Below are 23,757 nucleotides of genomic sequence, written 5' to 3'. Positions count from 1 at the left end.
AATTCGGCCAGCGCCTTGCAAGTTTCGGTCTTGCCGACGCCGGTCGGGCCGAGGAACAGAAAGGAGCCGATCGGCCGGTTCGGATCCTGCAATCCGGCCCGCGCGCGTCGCACGGCATCCGAAACCGCCCGTAATGCGGCTTCCTGCCCCACCACGCGCTGGCGCAGCTCATCTTCCATGCGGATCAGCTTGGCGCGCTCGCCTTCCAGCATCCGGTCGACCGGGATGCCGGTCCAGCGGGCGACGACCTGGGCGATCTGCGCCTCCGTCACCGCCTCGTTGACCATGGCGCCCTCGGCCGGCTCCGCGGCGAGCTTGCGCTCGATATCGGGGATCACGCCATACATCAGCTCAGACGCCCGGGTCAGGTTGCCGGAGCGCTGCGCCATTTCCGCCTCGCCGCGCGCCTGGTCGAGCTGTTCCTTCAGCTTTTGGGTGGCGTTCAGCCGGTCCTTCTCGGCCTTCCACGACGCCGTCATCGCGTCGGATTTCTCCTCGAGCTCGGCGATCTCGCCCTCGAGCCGGTCCAGCCGCTCGCGGGACGCGGGATCCTGTTCCTTGCGCAGCGCTTCCCGCTCGATCTTGAGCTGCATCAGCCGCCGGTCGAGCTCATCGAGCGCCTCGGGCTTGGAATCCACCTGCATCCGCAGCCGCGAGGCGGCCTCGTCGACAAGGTCGATCGCCTTGTCCGGCAGGAAGCGGTCGGTGATGTAGCGGTTCGACAAGGTCGCCGCCGCGACCAGCGCAGAATCCGAAATCCGCACGCCATGATGCAGCTCGTATTTCTCCTTGATCCCGCGCAGGATCGAGATCGTGTCCTCGACGCTCGGCTCATCGACGAAGACCGGCTGGAACCGCCGGGCCAGCGCCGCGTCCTTCTCGATGTATTTCCGATATTCGTCGAGCGTCGTCGCGCCGACGCAGTGCAGCGCGCCGCGGGCAAGCTCGGGCTTGATCAGGTTCGAGGCGTCCATCGCGCCATCCGCGCGACCGGCACCGACCAGCGTGTGCATCTCGTCGATGAACAGGATGATCTCGCCGTTCGAGCCTTCGATCTCCTTCAGCACGGCTTTCAGCCGCTCCTCGAACTCGCCGCGATATTTCGCGCCCGCGACCATGGCGCCGAGATCGAGCGCGAGCAGCCGCTTGCCCTTCAGCGCCTCGGGCACGTCGCCATTGACGATGCGCAGTGCCAGCCCTTCGACGATCGCGGTCTTGCCCACGCCGGGCTCGCCGATCAGCACCGGGTTGTTCTTGGTCCGCCGTGCCAGAACCTGAATTGCGCGGCGGATTTCCTCGTCCCGCCCGATCACCGGATCGAGTTTCTGGGCGCGCGCGGCCTCGGTCACGTCACGGGCGTATTTCTTGAGCGCGTCGAAAGTCTGCTCGGCATTCGCGCTGGTGACGGTGCGACCCTTGCGGATATCGGCCACCGCCTTTTCCAGCGCCTGCGCCGAGGCGCCGGCGCCGCTCAGCGCCCGCCCCGCCGGCGTGCCGCTGGCGGCAAGCGCGACCAGAACCCGGTCTTGCGCCACATATTCGTCGCCAGCCTTCTGCGCCATCTGCTGCGCCGCATCGAGCACGCGCACGAGATCCGGCGTGATCTGCGGCTGCCCGGCACCCGCACCCTGCACTTTCGGCAGCTTGCCGATCGCGGCATCGACAGCAAGGCGCACCGCCGCCGCATCGCCGCCGGCGGCGCGGATCAGCCCGCTCGCCGCCCCTTCCTCATCGTCGAGAAACGCCTTGAGCAGATGCTCGGGCGTGATCTGCTGGTGATATTCGCGGACCGCGATGGTTTGCGCGGCCTGCACGAAGCCGCGGGCACGTTCGGTGAATTTTTCAAAATCCATTGTATTCGATCCCTTTCATCAGGCGACCTGGCCGGATCATCCCTCACGAGGCGATGATCCAACCTTGTCTGGTGGACATGGTTGCTGCATTGATCCTGCTCAAGAGGAACCGCACCCATGACCATGCTCGTCGACCAACTCTTCCGCTATCCGGTCAAGGGGCTGACCGGCGAGGCGCTGGCCGGGGCCGATCTCGAAACCGGGCGGGCGATCGCCTGGGACCGCGCCTTCGCGCTGGCGCAGGGCGATTGCGGTTTCGATCCGGCAGCGCCGGACTGGCGCCCGAAGACGGAGTTCCTCTGCCTTGCCCGCAATCCCGACGCCATCGGCATCGACTGCCGGTTCAACGACGCCACTTGCATGCTCACCCTCATCGCGCCGGATGGCGCCGCGATCGACGCCTCGCCGCTGACCGAGGCCGGACGGGATGCGCTTGGCGCGTTCCTCGCCGCCGCCCTGCCGGCGGAAATGCGCGGGACGCCGCGGTTCCACCACGTCTCCGGCCACAGCTTCTCGGATCATCGCAACCAGGTGATCAGCCTGATCGGCCTGTCCAGCCTGCGGGCGCTGGAGGCGGCGACGGGTGCGCCGCGACACAGGCTGCGGTTTCGCGCGAATATCTATTTCGAAGGAGCCGAACCTTGGGCCGAACTCGGCTGGGTGGGCCGCACGCTCGCGATCGGCGCGGCGCGGCTGCGCGTGACCGCCCGGATCGACCGCTGCGCGGCCACCACGATCAACCCCGAAACCCGGGCGCGCGATGCCAATCCGGTCAAGGAGTTGATGACGCATTTTGGTCATGTCGATTGCGGAATTTATGCCGAAATCGTCCATCCCGGCCGGATCGCGCACGGCGATCCGATCATTCTCCTGCCATGAGCCTGCGCGACGGGTGACGCGGGCTGAAAAATCGGCTTAACGTCCCGAAATGCTGACCGACTTACCGAATATGCTGACCCTCTCGCGCATCGCAGCGATCCCGCTGCTCGTCGTGCTGGTCGCGATCGGCTCGCCGCTCGCCGATCTGCTGGCCGCGCTGCTGTTCGTCGCCGCCGGAATCACCGACTGGCTCGATGGCCGTCTGGCCCGCAGCCGCCGGCAACTCTCCGATCTCGGGCGGATGCTGGACCCGATCGCGGACAAGCTGCTGGTCGGCGCGACGCTGATGCTGCTGGTCGGGTTCCACCGGCTGACCGCATACGGGATCTACCCGGCGATCGTGATCATGCTGCGCGAGATCCTGGTTTCGGGGCTGCGGGAATATCTGGCGGGGATCAAGGTCGGCATGCCGGTCACACGGCTGGCGAAATGGAAGACGGCAACGCAGATGGTGGCCCTCGGGGTTCTGCTGCTCGGCGATTCCGGGGCGGCGCAACTCGGCATTTCGTGGCTTCCGGCCGGCATCATCGGCGGCGCGCTGCTCTGGATCGCCGGGGGCCTGACGCTGATCACCGGCTGGGATTATCTGAATGCGGGCCTGCGGCATATCACCCAGCCCGGCACAACCGGCTGATAGGCGCGGACATGCCCCCCCTCCCCTTGCGCGGCCCACAGGGCGCGCCGGTTCTCGCCCTTGTCGGCTGGTCGGGCAGCGGCAAGACGACGCTGCTGGCCGCGGTGCTGCCGCTGCTCATCGATGCAGGGCTGCGCGTATCGACGCTGAAACACGCCCATCACAAGGTCGACCCCGACCAGCAGGGCAAGGACAGTTTCCGCCATCGCGCGGCCGGCGCGCATGAGACGATGCTCGCCACCTCGGAACGCTTTGTGCTGTTCCACGATCATCACGCCGGCACCGACGAGCCGGACCTGCCCTCCCTGCTGGCCAGGATGGCGCCGGCCGATCTTTTCATCGCCGAGGGCTTCAAGTCCGCCAGCGTTGCCAAGATCGAGGTTCACCGCCCGGCACTCGGCAAGCCCGCGCTCTGGCCTGAGTTCAGGGATATTGTGGCGGTGGCCAGCGACGACCCGCTGGAGGCTGGCGGCTTGCCGGTTCTGCCGCTCAACCGCCCGGCGGCGGTTGCGGAGTTCATCCTCCGCTGGCACGCGGATGCGATTGCTTGAGGTTCACCGCCAATCCGGCGCATAACCATCCGGAACATTTTCAAGGAAGAAAGATGCGGTCATTTGTCCGTTCCGCCCCGCCCCGTATGGCCTTGCCAGGCCCGACCGGCCTGCGCCGCGCGGCGATGGCCGTGGCCTCGGGGGGATTGTGCTGCTCCTCTCCGGCTGTGCCGGGGTCGGCAATTATCTGAGCAGCACGCTGAATCCCTTCGGCGACCCGAACGCGCCGGCCGGCGATGCGGTCAACATGCAGCGCGCGCGGGGCGATAATGTCGCCGTCCAGCCGTTGCGCCCCGAACCCGGCGATGTCTGGCCCGGCAAGGCCGCGCCCATTCCCACCCTGGGCGAGATTCAGAAACACATGAACGTGCCTCTTGGCGCGGCGTATCGGGGTCTTTACAGCGCGCCATCGGCGGGCTCACCGCAGGCGACCTACTCGGTGCCGCCGGGGGCGAAGGCGCGGGGGCTGCCCTCGGACCGCCAGGGCGGCGAGGCGACGGATCTGGTCGGCAGCGCGGCGGCGACGTTGCACACCTCGCCACAGTCGGGCGAGGCGGGGACGCTGGTGCCGCGCGCGCCGGCGGTGCCGGAATCCCGCGCGCGCGCGGCAAAGCCGATCATGCCGGATGCCGGCCTGCCCGTCGGGCAGACGGTGATGGGACCGCGCGGGCCGCTCGGCATTGTCAGCACGCCAAGCAACGGGCGCTACCAGACCGTGGCGCCGATTGCCGGCAAGGGGGGGGCATCCTGATTTCCAATGGCAACGGGACGGCAACGCTGGTGCAGGCGAATGGCCAGGTCGTCACTGTCCAGACCCGATGACGCCAGCGACGCGCACTACAATATAAGAGAGATGAAGATCCTGTATTTCGCATGGCTCCGCGAGCGCATCGGCCTCGCCGAGGAAGAGATCGACCTTCCCGCGGAGGTGGCGACCGTCGGCGAGCTGGCCGAGTATCTGGCCGGCCGCGGCCCCGCGCATGCCCGCGCCTTCGCCGCGCGGCAGGCGATCAAGGCGGCGGTCGACCAGCGCTTCGTGCCGCCGGAAACGCCGCTGGCCGGCGCGACCGAGATTGCCTTCTTTCCCCCGTTCACCGGCGGCTGAGCCCGAAGCCCGTGCCGCGCATCCTCGTTTCGCTGGCGGATTTCGACATTGCCGCCGAACTTGAACGCCTGCAGGCGGATGCCGGTGCGGTGGCCAGTTTCGTGGGCGTGGTGCGCGGCCAGGTGGACGGACGCCCCCTCGCGGCACTGACCCTCGAACATTACCCGGGGATGACCGAGGCTGCCCTGACCGGGATTGCCGAGATGGCGATGGCGCGGTGGACACTGACCGATTGCACGATCATTCACCGGATCGGCCGGCTTGAGCCCGGCGCGCGGATCGTCCTTGCCGCGGCAGCCAGCGCGCATCGGGCGGACGCGATTGCAGCGACCGCTTTTCTCATCGACTGGCTGAAGACCGACGCGCCGTTCTGGAAGCGCGAGGATTTCATCGACGGCGCATCGCAATGGGTCGATGCGCGCGACGACGACATTCTGTCACGCAACCGCTGGTAGTCTGACCGCCCGACCCGGGCTGACGCTGCACTTGACAGCAATTTGTTCGCTCAGCGCACAAAAATCGTGTGTGATGGCGCATAAACCCTGTGGTTTGTGCGATACGGTGTCAGAAAAATTTCCAGAATGTCACTTTTAATCTATTTTCATGGCACTGAGTTTATTATTCAATCGATTGCCAGTTCCTTAAAATTATTTTATTGACGGCCTCCTCTTGTGGTTGTATTGAATTTCCAAGTTAACTGGGGGTTGCAATGAAACTTCTCATTTTTGGAAATCCGGTCGACAATCGGGACATCCTGACGACCTTCTTCCGCTCGAAGCTGGTGGTCGTGGACGAGACGTCCGATCTTGAAGAAGCTCTGGATCTCACACGATTCTATGAATACGACGCGGTCGTGCTGCGGGTGACCGACACGAGGCCGGCAGAAATCGAGCTCATCCGGCGGTTGCATCTCAGCGGCCTGCGCTGCCCGATCCTCGCGGTTTCACAACTTCTGAGCGAAGCAACCAGGTTGCGCATTCTCGAAGCAGGTGTCGATGACCTGATCGTCAACGCGATCTCGCATGAGGAAACCTTCCTCCGCGTGCAAAACCAGGTTCGCCGCAGCAGAGGCTTCCAGAGCCCGTCCCTCGCTGTCGGCAATGTCGAGATCAACATGAACGCGAAGAAAATCTTCGTCGGTCAGGATGAGATCAGCCTCACCAAGAAGGAATATCAGATCGTCGAGATCCTTGCGCTGCGCAAGGGCTGCGTTCTGAGCAAGGAGGCGATCCTCGATCACCTCTATGGTGGGCTCGATGAACCGAACCCCAAGATCATCGATGTGTTCATCTGCAAGATCCGCAAGAAGCTGATCTCGGCCGGTGCCGACGACCTGATCCAGACCAACTGGGGTCGTGGCTACATGATCGTCGATCGCCGGGAAGCCGAAGCGCGGATTACCGAAACCCCCATGACCTCACGCGTGCCGTTTTCCCCGCGGGAACGGAGCATCGCGGGGTGAAGCCGGGATAAACCTGCCTTGCCCGCCTTATTCGGCGGGTTCGGCAGGCTCCGTCTGGCCATGAATTTCAGCCATCTTGCTTTCGACGTGACGTGAAAACACGAATTCCGCGGGGCGCTGCTTGTCGAGCGGGATATCCGCCGCCATCGGGCCTTCGGTGCGAATGCCCTGGATGGCCAGCTTGGCGAGTTTCCAGGGCCGCTTGACGGAATCGACCACCGAGGTCGCCTCAAAGCCGGAATGCACCATGCAGTCGGCGCATTTTTCGTAATTGCCGACCCCGTACTTGTCCCAGTCGGTGGTTTCCATCAATTCCTTGTAGGTCTTGGCGTAGCCTTCGCCAAGCAGGTAGCACGGCCGCTGCCAGCCGAACACGTTACGGGTCGGGTTGCCCCAGGGCGTGCACTTGTAGGTCTGGTTGCCGGCCAGGAAGTCGAGGAAAAGCGGAGACTGGTTGAATTTCCAGTGAACGCCGCGCGCCTTGCGCTCCTTGCCATAACGGAAGATCGCCCGGAACAGTTCCTTGGTGCGCTGCCGGTTGAGGAAATGTTCCTGATCCGGGGCGCGCTCATAGGCATAGCCGGGCGATGTCATCACACCATCGACCCCGATCTCGTTCACGGTATCGAGGAATGACGCCACACGAGCGGGATCGGCGCCATCGAAAAGCGTGCAGTTGATGGAAACGCGGAAACCCTTCGCCTTGGCGAGTTTGATTGCCGCAACAGCGCGCTCATACACGCCTTCCTGGCTCACCGCGTGATCGTGCATCTCGCGGTCGCCATCGAGATGGATATCCCAGCAGAAATTGGGATGCGGCTTGTACTGGTCGATCTTCTTCTCAAGGAGAAGAGCGTTGGTGCAGAGATAGATGAACTTGTCCCGTGCGAGAATCTTCTCGACGATCTCGGGCATCTCGCGGTGCAGCAGCGGCTCGCCGCCGGCAATCGCGACAACCGGCGCGCCGCATTCATCGACCGCCTCAAGCGCATCAGCGACCGACAGCCGCTGATTGAGGATCGGCGCGGGATAATCGATCTTGCCGCATCCCGCGCAGGCGAGGTTGCAACGGAACAGCGGCTCGAGCATCAGCACGAGCGGATAACGCTTGTTCCCGGTCAGGTGCTGCTTCAGCACATAGGCTCCGACCTTGATCGCCTGTTTCAGCGGCACGCCCATCTGTAACTCCTGCTAATGATCACCCGACCGGGACGCCGATCAGGCGTCGCTTACTTCGGCGGGAAGCTTGAACCTTACGTCTTCCGGCGTGCCGGCGAGCGTGTCGATCTCGATCGGGCCGAACTTTCTCAGCCCGTCGATCACACCCTTGACGAGAACCTCGGGGGCCGAGGCGCCGGCCGTCAGGCCGACCGTGCGCGCCCCCTCGAACCACGACGGATCGAGATGGCTCGCATCGTCGATCAGGTAGGAGGGACGCCCGAGTTCGGCGCCGATTTCCCGGAGCCGGTTGGAATTCGAGGAATTGCGGCTGCCGACCACCAGAATGACGTCGACGAGCTCGGCGAGATGGCGCACGGCCTCCTGGCGATTCTGCGTCGCGTAGCAGATATCGCGCACATCGGGGCCGACAATGCCGGGAAAGCGTTCCACAAGAGCGGCGATGATGCCACGCGTGTCATCGACCGAAAGCGTGGTCTGGGTGATGTAGGACAGCTTGTCCGGATCGGCGACCTCCAGCGAGGCGACATCCTCGACGGTCTGCACGAGATAGACCTTGCCGTCGATCTGGCCGATCGTGCCCTCGACCTCGGCATGGCCGGCATGTCCGATCAGGACGATTTCCCGCCCCTGCCCGGCATAGCGCCGCCCCTCGGAATGCACCTTGGCGACCAGCGGGCAGGTCGCGTCGATCACCGGCAGGGAGCGGTCGGCAGCATCCTTCTGCACCTTGCGCGCGACGCCATGCGCCGAGAACACGGTGATCGCCCCGTCCGGCACTTCGGCGATCTCGTCGACGAAAACCGCGCCTCGCGCGCGGAGATCTTCGACGACATGGCGGTTGTGAACGATTTCGTGGCGGACATAGATCGGCGGGCCGAACTTCACGAGGGCACGCTCGACGATCTCGATCGCCCGCTCGACGCCGGCGCAGAACCCGCGGGGCTGCGCCAGCACCACCTTCATGGCGGGCGTGGCGGCCGCAGGATCGGCACGGTCGGTCGTGGTGAGAGACAGATCCATCGTCCGTCGCCTTTCAGAACTCTGAATGTCGCAGTACGGACCGTCTGCCCCGGGCACACGTATCCACCCGCCAATTAGGGTATTCTGCGGCGGTTTCGCAAGGGATGGCGCGGACAGGGCACGCCGTCCGCCGACACTGTTGCGCGCTTGCATCGCAAGATGCCAATCTGTCGCTCGGATCGCGGGTCACGTTCATGAGACTTTTCATGACGGCCGCATCGCCCCCATCTGCCAATCAGGGGTCTATCGCTTCCCGCGATCACCGTATAAAGGGCGCTTCGCCGGAACGATCCGGACGCAAGGGTCGCAACGACGCAGAGTATAAGGAACCAGCATCATGGCTTACCGCTCCAGCGAGACTCCCGCACAACGCCTGGGAGAGACCGCCTGATGCCGCCGCAGACCCCCTTGCTCGATCGCGTGCGGGTTCCGAGCGACATGCGCAACCTCTCGGCCGAGCAGCTGCGCCAGCTCGCCGATGAACTGCGCGCGGAGACGATCGACACGGTTTCCGTCACCGGCGGCCATCTCGGCGCGTCGCTCGGCGTCGTCGAGCTGACCGTGGCGATCCATGCCGTGTTCGAAACTCCGCGGGACAGGCTGATCTGGGATGTCGGCCACCAGACCTATCCGCACAAGATCCTCACCGGACGGCGCGACCGGATCCGCACCCTGCGCCAGCCGGGCGGGCTCTCCGGCTTCACTCGCCGCTCGGAAAGCGAATACGACCCGTTCGGCGCCGCCCATTCCTCGACCTCGATCTCCGCCGGGCTCGGCATGGCCGTGGCGCGCGACATCAAGGGCGAAACCCCGAAGCGGAACGTGATCGCGGTGATCGGCGACGGCGCGATGTCGGCCGGCATGGCCTATGAGGCGATGAACAATGCCGGGGCGAGCAAGTCCCGCATGATCGTCGTGCTCAACGACAACGACATGTCGATTGCCCCGCCCGTCGGCGCCATGAGCGCCTATCTGTCGCGGCTGATCTCCTCGCGCAGCTTCCTCTCGATCCGCGATTTCGCCGCACGGATGGCGAAGCACTTCCCCCGCACGATCGAGCGGACCGCGAAACGCGCCGAGGAATATGCCCGCGGCATCCTGACCGGCGGAACGCTGTTCGAGGAGCTGGGCTTCTATTATGTCGGCCCGATCGACGGCCATAATCTCGACCACCTGCTGCCCGTGCTGCGCAACCTGCGCGACAGCGAGGGCGACGAGCCGATCCTGCTGCACGTCGTCACCCAAAAGGGCAAGGGCTATGCGCCGGCCGAGGCCTCGGCGGACAAATATCATGGCGTGTCGAAGTTCAACGTCGTCACCGGCGAGCAGGCCAAGGCGCCGCCGGGTCCGCCGTCTTATACGAAGGTATTCGCGCAGGCGCTGATCGCGGAAGCGGAACGCAATCCCTCGGTCGTCGCGGTGAATGCCGCCATGCCGAGCGGCACCGGGCTCGACGCCTTCGCCAAGCGGTTTCCCGATCGCTGTTTCGATGTCGGCATTGCCGAGCAGCATGCCGTGACCTTCGCCGCCGGGCTGGCGACCGAGGGCATGGCGCCGTTCTGCGCGATCTATTCCACCTTCCTCCAGCGTGCCTATGACCAGGTGGTGCATGATGTCGCCATCCAGTCGTTGCCGGTGCGCTTCGCCATGGACCGGGCGGGGCTGGTCGGCGCCGATGGCGCAACCCATGCCGGCGTCTACGACCTTGCCTATCTCGGCTGCCTGCCGGGCATGGTGATCATGGCGCCGTCGGACGAGGCGGAACTCGTCCACTGCGTCGCCACGGCCACCGCGATCGACGACCGTCCCTCCGCCTTCCGCTATCCGCGCGGCGAGGGAACCGGAATCGCCCTGCCGGAACGCGGCGTGCCGTGGGAGATCGGCAAGGGACGGATCGTTCGCGAGGGCAGCAGCGTCGCCGTGCTGGCGCTCGGCCCGCGACTGGGCGATGCGCTGCGCGCGGCCGACGAGCTTGCCGCGAACGGCTTCACGGCGACAATCGCCGATGCCCGCTTCATGAAGCCGCTCGATACCGCGCTGATCGACCAGCTAGCCCGCCATCACGAAGTGTTGATCACGATCGAGGATGGCGCCAGCGGCGGCTTCGGGGCCGCGGTCGCCCATCATCTCGCCTGGTCGGGCGCTTTCGATTCCGGGCTGCGCTTCCGGCCGATGGTGCTGCCGGACCGCTTCATCGACCATAACACACCCGCGGCCCAGCTGATCGATGCGGGCCTGACCGCGAAGGATATCGTGGCGCACGCGCTGGGCGCGCTCGGCCGCGGCGCCGTGCCCAAAAATGCCCAAGGTTCCGTCGCAATTCCGGCACGGTGAACACTATATCTCAGGGCATGAAACGTCGTGGTCTCCTGGCGGCTGCAGCCGCCACCTCAATCGGCCTCGCCCTGCCCCAGGCGCGCGCGGCCACGCCGCCGGAAGCGCTGCCGGTCGACTCGCTCGATTCGGCGCTGATCGCGGTGATGAAGGCAGCCAGCGCCGGCAAGAGCTTCGCCGCGCGCTATGCCATGCTCAAGCCGGTGGTGGAGGCGAGCTTCGATCTCGAGCTGATCCTCCAGAATTCCGCCGGCCTGCTCTGGCCGCAAATTCCAGCCGCCCAGAAAACCGAGCTCGGCAAGCTGTTCCGGCAATACACGATCGCGACCTATGTCAGTAATTTCAACGCCTATGGCGGGCAGCATTTCACCACCGATCCGGACATCCGCCGCGCCGGCGACAGCCGGATCGTGTCCACCACCCTGAACGAGCAGGACGGCAAGGCGGTCAAGCTCGCCTACGTGATGCGCGAGGCCAGCGGCGCCTGGAAGATCACCGACGTGCTCTTCGAGGGCACGATCAGCAAGGTTGCCGCACAGCGCTCCGATTTCAGCGGACTGATCGACCCTGGCAACGCCGCGCGGCTGATCGAGGCGCTGAGGAAAAAGATCGCGATGCTGTCCGGCGGGGCGATAAGCGACTGACATGGCCGCGATCCTGCCCGTCTTCGCCGAGGCGCTCTGCGCGGTCGGTCTGATCCAGCAGGCGATCGGCGCCTGCCTCGTCAGCCCGCAGCGGGGTTCTGCGACGATCCCGGACCAGGCGCCGCCGGTTACCGTGTTCAAGCCGTTGCACGGGGTCGAGCCGCTGCTCGATACCGCGCTCGAATCCTTCTTCCTGCTCGATTATCCGCACTTCCAGCTGGTCTTCGGCGCCGCCGACCCGGACGATCCGGCGATTGCCATCGTCGCCCGGCTGCGGCAGCGCTATCCGCAGGTGGATGTGGCGGTGGTGACCGGCCCCCATCGCGAGGGGCGCAATCGCAAGGTTGCCAATCTGATCGCGATGCGCGGCGCGGCGCGCCACGATGTATTCGTGGTCTCCGATGCCGACATACACGTGGCGCCGGATTTCCTCGCCGCGATCGTCACGACGCTGGCACGGCCGGAGGTCGGACTCGTCACCACGTTCTATACCGGCCTGCCCGCGACCGACACACTCGCCGGCCGACTTGGGGCGATGCAAATCAATCACGGATTTCTGCCCGGCGCCGCCATCGCCCGCGCCCTCGGCCGGCAGGACTGCCTCGGCGCCACCATGGCGTTGCGGCGGCGCGATCTCGACGCGATCGGCGGCTTCGCGGCGCTGCTCGACCATCTCGCCGACGACAATGTGCTCGGCCAGCGGATCCGCGCGATCGGCAAACAGGTGGCCCTTGCCCCGGCGATACCGGCAACCTCGGTGCCGGAGATCACGCTCCGCGCACTGCTGCGCCACGAGTTGCGCTGGGCCAGGACCGTCCGCGCGTTGGTGCCGCTCAGCTATGCGGGAATCGTGACGCAATTTCCGCTGTTCTGGGCGCTGTTCGCCCTGTTGCTGAGCGGTGGCGCCATCTGGGCCTGGATCTGCCTTGCCCTTGCCGCCGGGCTGCGCCATGGCATTGCCCGCCTGTTCGAGCGGCGCCTCGGGTTTGGCGGGGGGAGCGGCGGCGTGCCGTTGCTGATGACCCCGCCGCCGCCCTGGCTTTTCCTCTTGCGCGACACGGCTTCGGCCGCCATTTTCGCGCTGAGTTTCTGGAGCGACACGGTGGAGTGGCGTGGCCAGACGCTGCAGGCCGATTCCGGCCGCAGCACTGGTGGGAACGGAATTGGTGCCGTCCCGCGGCACATGAGTTAGGACCGAAGCAATGATGAAGACCCTGTTCCTGCAACCGCCCTCCTTCGACGGGTTCGACGGCGGCGCCGGCTCCCGCTACCAGGCGCGACGGGAGATCCGCTCGTTCTGGTTTCCGACCTGGCTTGCCCAGCCGGCAGCCCTGATCCCCGGCTCGAAGCTGATCGACGCGCCGCCGGCCGGCCAGACGATGAAGGACGTGATGCCGCACGCCCGCGCCGCCGAGCTGGTCATCATCCACACCTCCACCCCCTCCTTCGCCAACGACGTGAAGGTCGCCGCGCAGATCCGGGCGGAAAATCCCGGCGTGAAGATCGGCTTCATCGGCGCGAAGGTGGCGGTGCAGGCCGCCGAAAGCCTCGAACGCGCGACGCCGGTGGATTTCGTCGCCCGCAACGAGTTCGACTTCACGATCAAGGAGATCGCCGAGGGAAGGCCGTTCGCCGAGGTCGACGGCATTTCCTGGCGCAACGAGGCCGGCGAGATCGTCCACAACAAGGACCGTGCCATCCTCGAGGATATGGACAGCCTCCCCTTCGTCGCGGATGTCTATCAGCGCGACCTGAAGATCGAGGATTACTTCATCGGCTATCTGATGCACCCTTACGTCTCGCTGTATACGGGGCGGGGCTGCAAGTCGCGCTGCACCTTCTGCCTCTGGCCGCAAACGGTGGGCGGGCATCGCTACCGCACCCGTTCGGTCGAGCACGTGATCGCCGAAGTGAAGCAGATTCAGCGCGATTTCCCGCAGATGCGCGAGCTGTTCTTCGACGACGATACGTTCACCGACAACCTGCCCCGCGCCGAGGCGATCGCGCGTGAACTCGGCAAGCTCGGCGTCACCTGGTCATGCAACGCCAAGGCGAACGTTCCCCGCGACACGCTGAAGGTGCTGCGCGACAACGGGCTGCGCCTGCTGCTCGTCGGCTATGAAAGCGGCAACCAGCAGATCCTTCACAACATCAAGAAAGGCATGCGGGTCGAGGTCGCGAAGCAGTTCACGAAGGATTGCCACGATCTCGGCATCAAGATCCACGGCACCTTCATTCTGGGCCTGCCCGGCGAAACCCAGGAGACCATTCGCGAGACGATCGATTTCGCGAAGGAGATCAACCCGCACACCATCCAGGTGTCGCTCGCGGCCCCCTATCCGGGAACCTTCCTCTACGACCAGGCGGTCGAGAACGGCTGGCTCGATGCCACGCATGCCGAACTGATCGATGATCACGGCATCCAGATCGCGCCGCTGCATTATCCTCACCTGACGCATACCGAAATCTTCGACAGCGTCGAAACCTTCTACCGGCAGTTCTATTTCCGGGTGCCGAAAATCGCCTCGATCGTGGGCGAGATGGTGCGCAGCCCGCAAATGATGAAGCGCCGGCTGCGCGAGGGCGTTGAATTCTTCCAGTTCCTGCGCGAACGCCACGCCGCCTGATCGCCAGAGGCGTCCGCGGCCATGCGGAGGGACGCCGAGGTCATTTTCTCGGCCGATGATTTCGGGCTGACCGAAACCGTCAACGAGGCTGTCGAGCGCGCCCATCGCGAGGGCGTGCTGAGCCAGGCCAGCCTCATGGTAGCCGCCCCGGCGGCGGCAGACGCGGTGGCCCGGGCGCGACGCCTGCCCGGGCTGAATGTCGGGCTGCATCTGGTCCTGGTCGAGGGCGCCTCGATCCTCGGTCATGCCGCTTTGCCGACCATCACCGGGGCGGATGGCCGCTTCGGCTCGGATCAGGTGGCCCGCGGCTTCCGCTACTTCTTCTCGGCCGCGGCGCGGCGCGAGCTGGCGGCCGAAATCCGCGCGCAGTTCGAGGCCTTCGCCGCCACCGGCCTGCCCCTGCACCACGCCGACAGTCACAAGCACATGCACATGCATCCGACCGTCGCGGCGCTGATGATCCGCATCGGCCGGGAGTTCGGCCTGACCCGGATCCGGATTCCGGCGGAACCGCCCGCCGTTCTGGCGTCATGTGGTGACCGGCCCGGATTTGCCGCCCATGCTCTTCATGCGTGGTCGCGGGTGCTGCGCACCCAGGCGCGGCGCGCCGGGCTGGCAAGTCCGGACCATGTTCTCGGCCTCCGCCATTCGGGCCACATGACACTGGAGCGGGTGCGCGCCTATCTCGAAGCGCTGCCACCAGGGCAAACCGAAATCTATTTTCATCCCGCAACGCAGCACTGCGCTACCCTCGCTCATTTGATGCCGGATTACGAACACGCGGCGGAATTTGACGCGCTGCTCCGGCTGCGCACGGGGTATCCGGCCTGGTTAAAACGCGATATAAGATGAGTAGAATTTAATTTTGCAATGTGACATTGAAAGGGGCTCCTTGATCGGAAAAACACCTCCTTGTTGATTGACTGGTAATTTTTTAAAACTAACTGTTTGTGAGCGCAGCAGGATACGGAGCATAACGTGTCATCTTCAATATCTTATGGAACTGTTTCAATAACGACCGGCTTGAATGGAACGACCAATCTTTTCTCTGTCGACCAGTCGATCCAGTCGATCGTTCAGCAGCAGCTGAACAACAACATAAACAATATCGTTACCCTGCAATCGGCCTATTCCGGGGCGAGTGTTACGCCCCTGTCCCTGAACAGCGCTGGCACCACGGCTTCACCCCTTCCGCCGGCACCGACCAGCACGAATTTCTATATCGATACCCTGATTACCGGCACGGTCACCGGTGGGGGCAGCATATTGTCCCTTCCCAATGGCCAGACCAACGGGGCCCCGACCAATGGCGGCATCAAAGGCATTGTCGCTGGCTTCAGCGGCAATGAAACCATCACCGGCGGCTCCGGGTATAACGCTCTCATCGTCACCGGCAACACAACCAACCTGACCTTCGACCCGCAGGGCGGCTCGGGCATCGACACCATTTATGCCGGCGGGGGCAACAACAATTTCACCCTCGACGGTTATTGGTACGATGTTGTCGCACCGAGCGGCAACAACACCATCACGGCGGCTCCGAATGTCAATGGCAGCGCAAGCTACGACCACATCACGACCACCGGCGGCAACAACACGCTCAATCTGAATGCCGGCTTGGACACAGTTGTGTCCGGCGGCAACGACACGATCAATGTGGGAACCGCGAAGGCCGCCATCACGGCTACGGGCAAGGCCCTGGTCAAGCTGAAGCGGGTGGATACCGGATATAACTCGGTCAACGCCTCCGGCGCGACAACGGTGTGGGCGAATGGCACGCACGATTCAGCCACGATCAGCGGGCAAGGTGGCCTCTGGTCCGATGGCAGCGCCAACACGATTACCGATTCGGGCACCGGCCAGGCCCTGATTACCGGCAAGAATAACTCGATCACCGCCAGCGCCGCCGCCCCTGTCGCCATTTTCGGGCAGAACAACGCGGAAACCGCTACGGGGTCGAATGTTCTCCTAGCCTACGGGTCGAATAACACTGTCTACGCCACCGGCGCTGATACCGTCGTTGCCGACGGCAGCAACAATACGATCACTGCGTCGGGAACGAGTGACATCTTCGTCAACGGCTCGCAAAACGCGGCGATCACCACGAGCAACAGCAACAGCTTCGTCTTTATGGCGAGCACGACAGGCGCGGGTAACTCTGCAACGCTTGGCGGCACATCCTATGCGCTTGCGGCTGGCAACAGTTCCATTGTCAGCGCCGGGCAGAATTTTACCCTCTATGTCAGCGGCAACAATAGCGAGACGTTGAACGGCGGCTCAAAGGCTTTCCTGTTAGGTGGCAACGAGACGATCACTGCGACCGGAACGAGCGCGGCCAGCGTCTATGGCGGCGTGGGGACGCTGGATTTCATCGGCGGCAATGGCCAGGGCGTGATCACCCGCGGCACCGGAAGCGTCACCGCCCTTGGCGGGTCGGGCGGGCTGGTGGCCTTTGGCGGCTCGAGCGGCAACAACTCGCTGACCGGCTCCACCGGCTCGGTGACGCTGTATGGCGGCGGTAGCGGCGACACGCTGACCGGCGGTTCGGGGACCAATTACCTCTTTGCCGGCGCCGGGAACGAAACGCTCGTCGGCGGCGCGAAGGCAACCGCGAACTACTTCACGTTCGACAGCGGATCTGCCAACAAGTCTGACCTGATCAGCAATTTCCGGAGCGGTACCGACAAAATCAACCTCTCCGGCAATGTCTCCGTCAGCAGCCAGTCCGTCGTCTCGGGCGGCCTCAACCTGCTTCTGAACGACGGAACCCAGATTCTCGTCAGCGGGCTCAGCAACAAGCTCAGCGCCAATCTTTCCGGATCGACCACCACTCTTTCCTGATCCCGGCACGGTCGCCCTCCCGCCCGGAGGGCGACCGCTCTTACGAGAAAACCGGCGATGGGGCGCCCGCGCCTGCCCCGCGCTCGGGCGGTTATCCACCTTATCCACCTTTTCCACAGCCCTGTGGCCCGCATCGCGTGCTGTCGCGCGCCGGGATGACGCGCTAAGAGCGGCAGATGGACATCTCCGAGCTTGCCCGGCCGGGCGCCGCGCCGAAACTACCCCCTGCCAATCTCGAGGCCGAACAAGCCCTGCTCGGCGCCCTGCTGGCCAACAACAAGGCCTATGAGCGGGTTTCGGAATTTCTCGCTCCGGAGCATTTCGCCGATGCGGTGCATGGGCGGATTTACGAGGCGATCGCCCGGCGGATCGAGGCCGGGCAGGTCGCCGATCCGGTCACGCTGCGGGCGACCTTCGAACACTCCGGCCTGCTCGACGATGTCGGCGGCACCGCCTATCTCGGCCAGTTGCTCACCGCGATGGTCGGCATCATCAATGCCGGCGATTATGGTCGGATCATCTACGATGCCTGGATCCGCCGGCAACTGATCGAGCTCGGCGAACTCACGGTCAATCGCGGCTTCGGGTCGGACCCCGAGCTCGACGGCACAGCGCAGATCGAGGCGGCGGAGCAGGCGCTGTTCGACCTCGCCACCAAGGGCGGCAGCGAGGGTGCCGCGATGACCTTCGAGGCCGCGCTGGCGATGGCGATCGACACTGCCGCCAAGGCCTTCGAGCGTGACGGCAAGGTCTCGGGCCTGACCACAGGCCTTACGGATCTCGACGCCCGGACCGGCGGGCTGCACCCGTCGGACCTGCTGATCCTCGCCGGCCGTCCCGGCATGGGCAAGACGGCGCTCGCCACAAAAATCGCCTTCGGCGCCGCCCAGGCCCTGCTGAGCGAGGCTCGCGCCGAAAACCCGAACGCCGAGGCGAAGCAATGCGTCGCGGTCTTCTCGCTCGAAATGAGCTCCGAACAGCTCGCCACCCGCCTTCTCGCCGAGGAGGCGCGCGTCTCCTCCGACCGCATCCGCCGCGGCGAGATCGGCCAGAAGGATTTCGACAATTTCGTCGCGGTGTCGCGCCGCATCGCCCGGCTACCGCTGATCATCGACGACACGCCGGCGATCACCCTCTCGGCGCTGCGCACCCGCTGCCGCCGGCTGCGGCGCACGCGCGGCCTCGCGCTCATCGTGGTCGACTATCTCCAGCTCATGCGCCCGGCCGCCGGCACCAGGCCGGACAACCGCGTGCTGGAAATCAGCCAGATCACCCAGGGGCTGAAGGCCATCGCCAAGGAACTCGCGGTGCCGGTCATAGCACTCTCGCAGCTCTCCCGCGCGGTGGAATCCCGCGAGGACAAGCGCCCGCAGCTTTCCGACCTCCGCGAATCCGGCACGATCGAGCAGGACGCCGACGCGGTGATGTTCGTCTATCGCGACGAATACTACCTCCAGGCCCGGATGCCGAAGCAGATGGCGTATGATTCCGAGGACAAGTTCCAGGACGCGCTGGCTAAATGGCAGCAGGACATGGAGACGGTGCACAACCGCGCCGAGCTGATCCTCGCCAAGCAGCGCCACGGCCCGACCGGCAAGATCGACCTGTTCTTCGAGGCCGAATTCACTCGATTCGCCGACCTCGACACCCAACATGAATGAGCGGTGAACGAACCGAAGGAGCGCGTGCGATGGCGACATCCGGCGGCAATGCCTGCGCCGGCCTGCCCGAGGCCGATCTTGCACGGATCGCGCAGGCGGCGTCGCGCTATGTCGCGGCGCACGGGCTGTTTGCCCGCCTGCTGAACCGGATCGGCCGCGGCACGGTAGGGGCGGCGGAGCGCGCGCTGAACCTGTTCCTGCCGAACAGCCGCCGGGCGATCGAGGACTACGCCTCCGAAGCCCTGTGGTCGCTGCTCGCCGCCTCGCGCGCCGGGCTCGCGCCACGCCGCGCGGGGCCGGCTTCCGAGCGGGTCTATCGCGGCGCCGTTGCGGCGAGCGGGGCAATCTCGGGGCTTGCCGGCGGCCCGCTCGCGCTGGCCGACATCCCGTTCACCATGGCGATGATGTTCCGCGCCATCGCCGAGATCGCCCGCAGCCACGGTGAGGATATCGACGATTTCGAGACGCGGCGCGCCTGCCTCGAAGTGTTCGGCTTCGGCACGATCCGCGGCGAGGAGGGCGAGGTCGAGGCCAGCTACTGGGCGGTGCGCGGCGCACTGACCCACGCGCCGCTCGCGCTGTTCCTGCGCACGATCGCCGCGCGGTTTTCCGTCATGCTATCCGAACAGGCGATGGCGGCGCTGGTGCCACTGGTCGGCGCCCTTTCGGGGGCGGGCGCCAACTACCTTTTCATGAGCCATTTCCAGACCATGGCGCAGGTTCACTTCACGATCCGCGACCTGGAGCGCCGGCACGATCCCGAGCAGGTGCGCGCCTGTTTCGACGCGCATGTCGCCCGGCTGCGGGAGCGCCGGCAACTGTTCCGCACCGCCGCATGAACCACCCGACCCTGACCATCGATCCCGGCGCCGTCGCTGCCAACTGGCAAGCACTGGCCGCTCGCCATGCGGGAGAGGTCGCCGGCGTGGTGAAGGCGGATGCCTACGGACTCGGTGCGGCGCTGGTCGCCCCTGCCCTTGCCGCGGCAGGCTGCCGCAGCTTTTTCGTTGCCACGCTCGATGAGGCGGTTTCGCTGCGCGCCCTGTTGCCGGCGGTGCGGATCGCGGTTCTCAACGGCTGCCCGCCCGGCGAGGAGCGCACGATGCACGCGCATCGGCTGATCCCGGTGCTCGGCTCGCTAGCGTCCTGCATGCGCTGGCGCGAGGCGGCCGGCGATGACGGCGCGCCGCCTTCGTTCCTGCATGTCGATACCGGGATGAACCGGCTCGGCCTCGATCGTGACGAGGCAGCCCATCTCATCGCCCATCCTGACCGTCTCGACGGGCTGGGACTGACGCATGTGATGACGCATCTCATCGCCGCCGAGGAGCCGGATGCGGCGGAAAACGCAGCACAGCAACGGCGTTTCGCTGCCTTCGCCGCGCAATTCCCCTGGCTGCGGACAAGTCTTGCCAACTCCTCCGGCCTGTTTCTCGGCCCGACATTCGGCTCCGACCTCGCCCGGCCCGGCTACGCGCTCTATGGCGGCAACCCGACACCGACGGCAGCGAATCCGATGCGCCCGACCATCACCCTCGCCGCGCCGGTCCTGCAAATCCGCGCGATCGCGTCGGGCGAGACCGTCGGCTACAACGGCACCTGGCGGGCGGCACGGCCCTCGCGCATCGCGACAATCGGCGTCGGCTATGCCGATGGGCTGCCGCGGTCGCTGTCGAACCGGCTGACGGCGCGCTGGCGGGGAAAGCTCATCCCGGTCGCGGGCAGGCTATCGATGGACCTGACGACGTTCGACGTCACCGATCATCCCGCCCTCGCCCCTGGCGACGTCATCGAGGTGATCGGTCCGGGCCATGACATCGATGCCATCGCCGCCGAAGCCGGCACGATCGGCTACGAGATTTTGACCTCGCTTGGCCCGCGCTATCGGCGGGTGGTGAAATCGGTATAATCCCGCGCATGAATCTCGTGCTCGACCCGATTGCCGCACTCGGCCGCCTTGCGCTCGGCTTCGTGACCACGCTCGGCGAACTCGCGCTCTTCGCCGTCGCCGGCCTGTCCGGCCTGGTGCGTCCGCCCTTCCATCTGCGGAATTTCGGCCGCGCGCTCATGGAAATCGGCTATTCGAGCCTGCCGGTCGTCGCTCTCACCGCGGTGTTCACCGGGATGGTGCTGGCGCTGCAGAGCTATGTCGGCTTCTCCCGGTTCGACAGTTCGAGCGTGATCGCGAGCGTGGTGGTGCTGTCCCTCACCCGCGAACTCGGCCCGGTGCTGGCCGGCCTGATGGTCGCCGGCAGGGCGGGCTCGGCGATCGCCGCGGAGATGGGCACGATGCGCGTGACCGACCAGATCGACGCGCTGACCACGCTCGCCACCGATCCGATGCGCTACCTCGTCACCCCGCGCCTGCTCGCCGGGGTGATCGCCCTGCCGCTGCTGGTGGTGATCGCCGATATTCTCGGCGTGGCCGGCGGCTTCCTTGTCTCCACCGTCAGGCTCGGCTTCGAGCCCAACGCCTATCTGCGCGACACGGTGAACTACCTGCACAGCAACGATGTCGTCTCCGGCCTGGTGAAGGCGGCAGTGTTCGGTTTCGTGATCGCGCTGATGGGATGCTTTCACGGCTACCGCTCGCGCGGCGGCGCGCAGGGCGTTGGCGGTGCGACCACGGCGGCGGTGGTCTCCGCCTCGGTGCTGATCCTGGCACTGGACTACCTCATGACCCAGGCGTTCTTCTCGTGAGCGGCGGCGGGACAACCGAGCCGAAGATCCGCATCCGCGGTCTGCGCAAGAGTTTCGGCGCAAAGCGCGTGCTGGACGGCGTGGATCTCGACGTGATGCCGAAGACCAGCACGGTCGTGATCGGTGGATCGGGCACCGGCAAGTCGGTTCTGCTCAAATGCATTCTCGGCCTGATCCCGCCAGATGAGGGTGAAATCTGGATCGATGGGGAAAACCTGCTCACCGCGCGGCCGGCGCGCGCCCGCGCGCTGCGCGACCAGATCGGCATGCTGTTCCAGAACGGCGCGCTGTTCGATAGCCGGCCGGTCTGGGAAAACGTCGCGTTCGGGCTGCTGGCACGCGGCCGCGTCACCCGCGCCGAGGCGCGCGGGATTGCCGGAGGCATTCTCGCACAGGTCGGGCTCGATTCGAGCGTCGGCGAGCTTTCACCTTCCGAACTCTCGGGCGGGATGCAGAAGCGCGTGGCCCTGGCGCGGGCGATCGCGGCCGAGCCGTCGATCATGTTCTTTGATGAGCCGACGACGGGACTCGACCCCATCATGGGCGCGGTGATCGATGGGTTGATCGTCGATTGCGTGAAGCGCCTGGGCTCGACCTCGATCACCATCACCCACGACATGGCGAGCGCGCAGCGAATCGGCGATCGCATCGCCATGCTGCAGGATGGCAGGATCGTCTGGGAGGGCGACGCCGCGCGGGTGATGAACAGCGGCAACGAGATGGTGGACCAGTTCACCCACGGCCGCCGCGAAGGACCGATCCGGATGGCGCTGCGCCGCTGAAACGCATCTCGTCTGGCGGATCCAGCCGCCCTCGATGACGTCCCGCATGATGCTCCGTTTATCAATATCGTAGGCCACCACATCCGATCGGATCGGCCGATGGCGCAAAACTCGTCCAATGAAAAAGCCTCGGGTTTATGGCCCGAGGCTTCTGAAATATCGCGATTCCGAGCAACATCCGACATATCAGAACCGGATGTTGCTCTAAAAACTTCAGTTGATGACCGACCCACCAACGAATTTCGTAAGCTGGCTGGCGTTGTAACCAACCATCGTTATCTGCGAACCATCCGACAGCATGACAGCGGCGGCGCCGGTCGGATAGATGCTGGCAGTGATATTGTTGACGGAGCTGATGACCACACCGTTGCGTGCAACCATCTGGTCCGTGGCCATGTTGAAGTTTTCGAGGACCGAACTTCCGCCACCGGCCGTGGAATTGGAGACAAAATATGTGTTGGTCGCACCCGTAACTGTCGAGCCGTAAATTGTCGAAGAGCTTGAGGATGTGAAGAAATATTGAGCGCCCGCGCCGGCAGACGAAATCACGTCGTTACCGGAACCCGCAGCGAACAGGTTGTTATTGGTGGCTTGAGAGGCGCCCAGCGTCTCATTGCCGACGCCGGCAAAGAGGTCGTTGTTATTGGACGTCGAGAATGTCGCGTTGTAGCCGGCAGCGAGGGTGTCGCCGTTACCACCACCAACCAGCGTAAACGATCCATTGCCAGCGACCAGTTGGTTGTTACCGGCCGTGCCGCCGTAAAGTAGACCGCCGGCATTGCCGCCGAAGGCCGTCACTGAGCCGCGCTGCCCAAGAACGACCACAGAGCCTGTTCCATTGTTGATGAAGTCGACAGAGCCGGCATACCCATTGGGGATGCCGACCCGAACCGTTGCTGAGCCGGTCGCATTCACCGTGTCGTTGCCGTTCAGCACTCTGACGAGATCGTTGCCGCCGGACAGTGAAATCTGGTTGTCGCCAGCAGCATTGATCGTCGTATTGCCACCCAAACCGTAGATCGTATTAGTCCCGGCCCCGCTACCGCCAGTCGTGATCAGGGCAGCAGTCTGCGACCCGATAAAGTAGGTGCTTGCCTGGCCATTGCCGGTTACCGAAATCGTGCCCGGCGCCTGCAAGATTACGTTGCTCGTGCTCGACGGCACCGTGACGGCAACATTGACGCTACCAGGCGAAGTTACGCCTGTTCCGCTGGTATTGGTGACTTCATAAATCCCGCCGGTAGACTGTGAGCCTGCGGTGCTGAAAGTCTGGGGGATCACGGCATCGAAATCGATCAGGTCGACAGTGCCCTGAGCCGCCGCGCTAAAATCCGCGTTGAGCAAGGATTGGAGAGATGCAACCTGCGATGGGGTAAGATTGCTGGTCGGAATCGTCACAATTCCAGTCAGCTTTTGATTATTAACACCACCACCAATTGAAATACTCTGACTCATACCGAAAGCTCCTGAAAATCGTCCTTA

The 23,757-nt window shown here is 65.0% G+C and carries 22 protein-coding genes (1 of these 22 running past the window's edge); 18 read left to right on the top strand and 4 right to left on the bottom strand.

The features are described from left to right. Nucleotides 1-1,853: the 5' portion of an ATP-dependent chaperone ClpB gene (gene clpB / locus HUW10_RS14075; RefSeq protein WP_174504076.1), read on the bottom strand. 730 nt of this gene lie to the left of the window's left edge; only the first 1,853 of its 2,583 coding nucleotides appear in the window; it begins with the start codon at nt 1,851-1,853; its stop codon lies beyond the left edge, outside the window. Between the two features lie 117 nt (nt 1,854-1,970). On the opposite strand from clpB, the gene HUW10_RS14070 reads away from it, so the two are divergent. From HUW10_RS14070 to HUW10_RS14040, 7 genes are all read left to right on the top strand, one after another. Beyond that, a complete protein-coding gene (locus HUW10_RS14070; RefSeq protein ID WP_174504075.1) occupies nt 1,971-2,732 on the top strand; it encodes an MOSC domain-containing protein in 762 nt (253 codons plus the stop codon). Between the two features lie 49 nt (nt 2,733-2,781). Beyond that, nucleotides 2,782-3,366, top strand: a complete 585-nt coding sequence (gene pgsA, locus HUW10_RS14065; protein WP_174504074.1) for a CDP-diacylglycerol--glycerol-3-phosphate 3-phosphatidyltransferase — start codon at nt 2,782-2,784, stop codon at nt 3,364-3,366. An 11-nt stretch (nt 3,367-3,377) separates the two neighbouring features. Next, nucleotides 3,378-3,917 carry a molybdopterin-guanine dinucleotide biosynthesis protein B gene (gene mobB, locus HUW10_RS14060; protein WP_174504073.1) on the top strand — a complete coding sequence of 180 codons (540 nt, stop codon included), beginning with the start codon at nt 3,378-3,380 and terminating at the stop codon, nt 3,915-3,917. A gap of 148 nt (nt 3,918-4,065) precedes the next feature. Beyond that, nucleotides 4,066-4,668, top strand: coding sequence for a hypothetical protein (locus HUW10_RS14055; protein WP_236656402.1), 603 nt, complete (start codon nt 4,066-4,068; stop codon nt 4,666-4,668). Between the two features lie 39 nt (nt 4,669-4,707). After that, nucleotides 4,708-5,022: a molybdopterin converting factor subunit 1 gene (gene moaD / locus HUW10_RS14050; protein WP_371808632.1), complete on the top strand. Its 315-nt coding sequence runs from the start codon at nt 4,708-4,710 to the stop codon at nt 5,020-5,022. Between the two features lie 11 nt (nt 5,023-5,033). Continuing rightward, nucleotides 5,034-5,477 (top strand): molybdenum cofactor biosynthesis protein MoaE, encoded by a 444-nt coding sequence (locus HUW10_RS14045; protein WP_236656401.1) that lies wholly within the window; start codon nt 5,034-5,036, stop codon nt 5,475-5,477. Nucleotides 5,478-5,731: 254 nt separating this feature from the next. Further along, a complete protein-coding gene (locus HUW10_RS14040; protein WP_174504072.1) occupies nt 5,732-6,484 on the top strand; it encodes a response regulator transcription factor in 753 nt (250 codons plus the stop codon). Nucleotides 6,485-6,511: 27 nt separating this feature from the next. On the opposite strand, the gene hpnH is transcribed toward HUW10_RS14040, so the two are convergent. Both hpnH and ispH read right to left on the bottom strand, forming a co-directional pair. Beyond that, entirely contained in the window at nt 6,512-7,663 is a 1,152-nt protein-coding gene (hpnH, locus tag HUW10_RS14035; protein WP_174504071.1) for an adenosyl-hopene transferase HpnH, read from the bottom strand. Nucleotides 7,664-7,702: 39 nt separating this feature from the next. Continuing rightward, the gene (gene ispH, locus HUW10_RS14030) at nt 7,703-8,686 is read right to left on the bottom strand and encodes a 4-hydroxy-3-methylbut-2-enyl diphosphate reductase (RefSeq protein ID WP_174504070.1); all 984 of its coding nucleotides are present in this window, start codon (nt 8,684-8,686) and stop codon (nt 7,703-7,705) included. Between the two features lie 390 nt (nt 8,687-9,076). Between ispH and dxs the strand changes: the two genes are divergently transcribed. From dxs to HUW10_RS13975, 11 genes are all read left to right on the top strand, one after another. Beyond that, nucleotides 9,077-11,020 (top strand): 1-deoxy-D-xylulose-5-phosphate synthase, encoded by a 1,944-nt coding sequence (gene dxs, locus HUW10_RS14025; RefSeq protein WP_174504069.1) that lies wholly within the window; start codon nt 9,077-9,079, stop codon nt 11,018-11,020. 17 nt (nt 11,021-11,037) lie between these two features. Beyond that, nucleotides 11,038-11,664 (top strand): ABC transporter substrate-binding protein, encoded by a 627-nt coding sequence (locus HUW10_RS14020; protein ID WP_174504068.1) that lies wholly within the window; start codon nt 11,038-11,040, stop codon nt 11,662-11,664. 1 nt (nt 11,665) lies between these two features. Next, nucleotides 11,666-12,856 (top strand): bacteriohopanetetrol glucosamine biosynthesis glycosyltransferase HpnI, encoded by a 1,191-nt coding sequence (hpnI, locus tag HUW10_RS14015; RefSeq protein ID WP_174504067.1) that lies wholly within the window; start codon nt 11,666-11,668, stop codon nt 12,854-12,856. Between the two features lie 10 nt (nt 12,857-12,866). Then, complete coding sequence (gene hpnJ, locus HUW10_RS14010; protein ID WP_174504066.1) at nt 12,867-14,291, top strand: hopanoid biosynthesis associated radical SAM protein HpnJ; 1,425 nt, start codon at nt 12,867-12,869, stop codon at nt 14,289-14,291. A gap of 21 nt (nt 14,292-14,312) precedes the next feature. Then, nucleotides 14,313-15,143: a hopanoid biosynthesis-associated protein HpnK gene (gene hpnK / locus HUW10_RS14005; protein WP_174504065.1), complete on the top strand. Its 831-nt coding sequence runs from the start codon at nt 14,313-14,315 to the stop codon at nt 15,141-15,143. 171 nt (nt 15,144-15,314) lie between these two features. Further along, the gene (locus HUW10_RS14000; RefSeq protein ID WP_174504064.1) at nt 15,315-17,132 is read left to right on the top strand and encodes a calcium-binding protein; all 1,818 of its coding nucleotides are present in this window, start codon (nt 15,315-15,317) and stop codon (nt 17,130-17,132) included. A gap of 176 nt (nt 17,133-17,308) precedes the next feature. Then, nucleotides 17,309-18,793 (top strand): replicative DNA helicase, encoded by a 1,485-nt coding sequence (locus tag HUW10_RS13995; RefSeq protein WP_174504063.1) that lies wholly within the window; start codon nt 17,309-17,311, stop codon nt 18,791-18,793. Nucleotides 18,794-18,822: 29 nt separating this feature from the next. Beyond that, nucleotides 18,823-19,632: an EcsC family protein gene (locus HUW10_RS13990; RefSeq protein ID WP_174504062.1), complete on the top strand. Its 810-nt coding sequence runs from the start codon at nt 18,823-18,825 to the stop codon at nt 19,630-19,632. Beyond that, the gene (gene alr, locus HUW10_RS13985; protein WP_174504061.1) at nt 19,629-20,702 is read left to right on the top strand and encodes an alanine racemase; all 1,074 of its coding nucleotides are present in this window, start codon (nt 19,629-19,631) and stop codon (nt 20,700-20,702) included. Before HUW10_RS13990 ends, alr begins: the two co-directional genes overlap by 4 nt. Before the next feature lie 8 nt (nt 20,703-20,710). Beyond that, the gene (locus HUW10_RS13980; RefSeq protein WP_174504060.1) at nt 20,711-21,493 is read left to right on the top strand and encodes an ABC transporter permease; all 783 of its coding nucleotides are present in this window, start codon (nt 20,711-20,713) and stop codon (nt 21,491-21,493) included. Then, nucleotides 21,490-22,275: an ABC transporter ATP-binding protein gene (locus HUW10_RS13975; protein ID WP_174504059.1), complete on the top strand. Its 786-nt coding sequence runs from the start codon at nt 21,490-21,492 to the stop codon at nt 22,273-22,275. The genes HUW10_RS13980 and HUW10_RS13975 overlap by 4 nt, the downstream gene beginning before the upstream one ends. Before the next feature lie 213 nt (nt 22,276-22,488). Here HUW10_RS13975 and HUW10_RS13970 read toward each other — a convergent pair whose 3' ends face one another. Continuing rightward, nucleotides 22,489-23,730: a hypothetical protein gene (locus tag HUW10_RS13970; RefSeq protein ID WP_174504058.1), complete on the bottom strand. Its 1,242-nt coding sequence runs from the start codon at nt 23,728-23,730 to the stop codon at nt 22,489-22,491. Nucleotides 23,731-23,757 lie beyond the last annotated feature (27 nt).

The sequence above is a fragment of the Acidiphilium sp. C61 genome, from assembly GCF_905116885.1.
Classification (GTDB): Bacteria; Pseudomonadota; Alphaproteobacteria; order Acetobacterales; family Acetobacteraceae; genus Acidiphilium.
This window is presented reverse-complemented; position numbering and strand designations above follow the sequence as displayed.

Coding starts and splice junctions, on each gene's coding strand:
- moaD (WP_371808632.1), top strand. CDS start 4,708: ATGGCCAGGTCGTCACTGTCCAGACCCGATGACGCCAGCGACGCGCAC.
- mobB (WP_174504073.1), top strand. CDS start 3,378: ATGCCCCCCCTCCCCTTGCGCGGCCCACAGGGCGCGCCGGTTCTCGCC.
- hpnI (WP_174504067.1), top strand. CDS start 11,666: ATGGCCGCGATCCTGCCCGTCTTCGCCGAGGCGCTCTGCGCGGTCGGT.
- hpnH (WP_174504071.1), bottom strand. CDS start 7,663: ATGGGCGTGCCGCTGAAACAGGCGATCAAGGTCGGAGCCTATGTGCTG.
- pgsA (WP_174504074.1), top strand. CDS start 2,782: ATGCTGACCGACTTACCGAATATGCTGACCCTCTCGCGCATCGCAGCG.
- alr (WP_174504061.1), top strand. CDS start 19,629: ATGAACCACCCGACCCTGACCATCGATCCCGGCGCCGTCGCTGCCAAC.
- hpnJ (WP_174504066.1), top strand. CDS start 12,867: ATGATGAAGACCCTGTTCCTGCAACCGCCCTCCTTCGACGGGTTCGAC.
- HUW10_RS13990 (WP_174504062.1), top strand. CDS start 18,823: ATGGCGACATCCGGCGGCAATGCCTGCGCCGGCCTGCCCGAGGCCGAT.
- hpnK (WP_174504065.1), top strand. CDS start 14,313: ATGCGGAGGGACGCCGAGGTCATTTTCTCGGCCGATGATTTCGGGCTG.
- ispH (WP_174504070.1), bottom strand. CDS start 8,686: ATGGATCTGTCTCTCACCACGACCGACCGTGCCGATCCTGCGGCCGCC.
- HUW10_RS14040 (WP_174504072.1), top strand. CDS start 5,732: ATGAAACTTCTCATTTTTGGAAATCCGGTCGACAATCGGGACATCCTG.
- HUW10_RS13970 (WP_174504058.1), bottom strand. CDS start 23,730: ATGAGTCAGAGTATTTCAATTGGTGGTGGTGTTAATAATCAAAAGCTG.
- HUW10_RS13980 (WP_174504060.1), top strand. CDS start 20,711: ATGAATCTCGTGCTCGACCCGATTGCCGCACTCGGCCGCCTTGCGCTC.
- HUW10_RS14020 (WP_174504068.1), top strand. CDS start 11,038: ATGAAACGTCGTGGTCTCCTGGCGGCTGCAGCCGCCACCTCAATCGGC.
- HUW10_RS13995 (WP_174504063.1), top strand. CDS start 17,309: ATGGACATCTCCGAGCTTGCCCGGCCGGGCGCCGCGCCGAAACTACCC.
- dxs (WP_174504069.1), top strand. CDS start 9,077: ATGCCGCCGCAGACCCCCTTGCTCGATCGCGTGCGGGTTCCGAGCGAC.
- HUW10_RS14070 (WP_174504075.1), top strand. CDS start 1,971: ATGACCATGCTCGTCGACCAACTCTTCCGCTATCCGGTCAAGGGGCTG.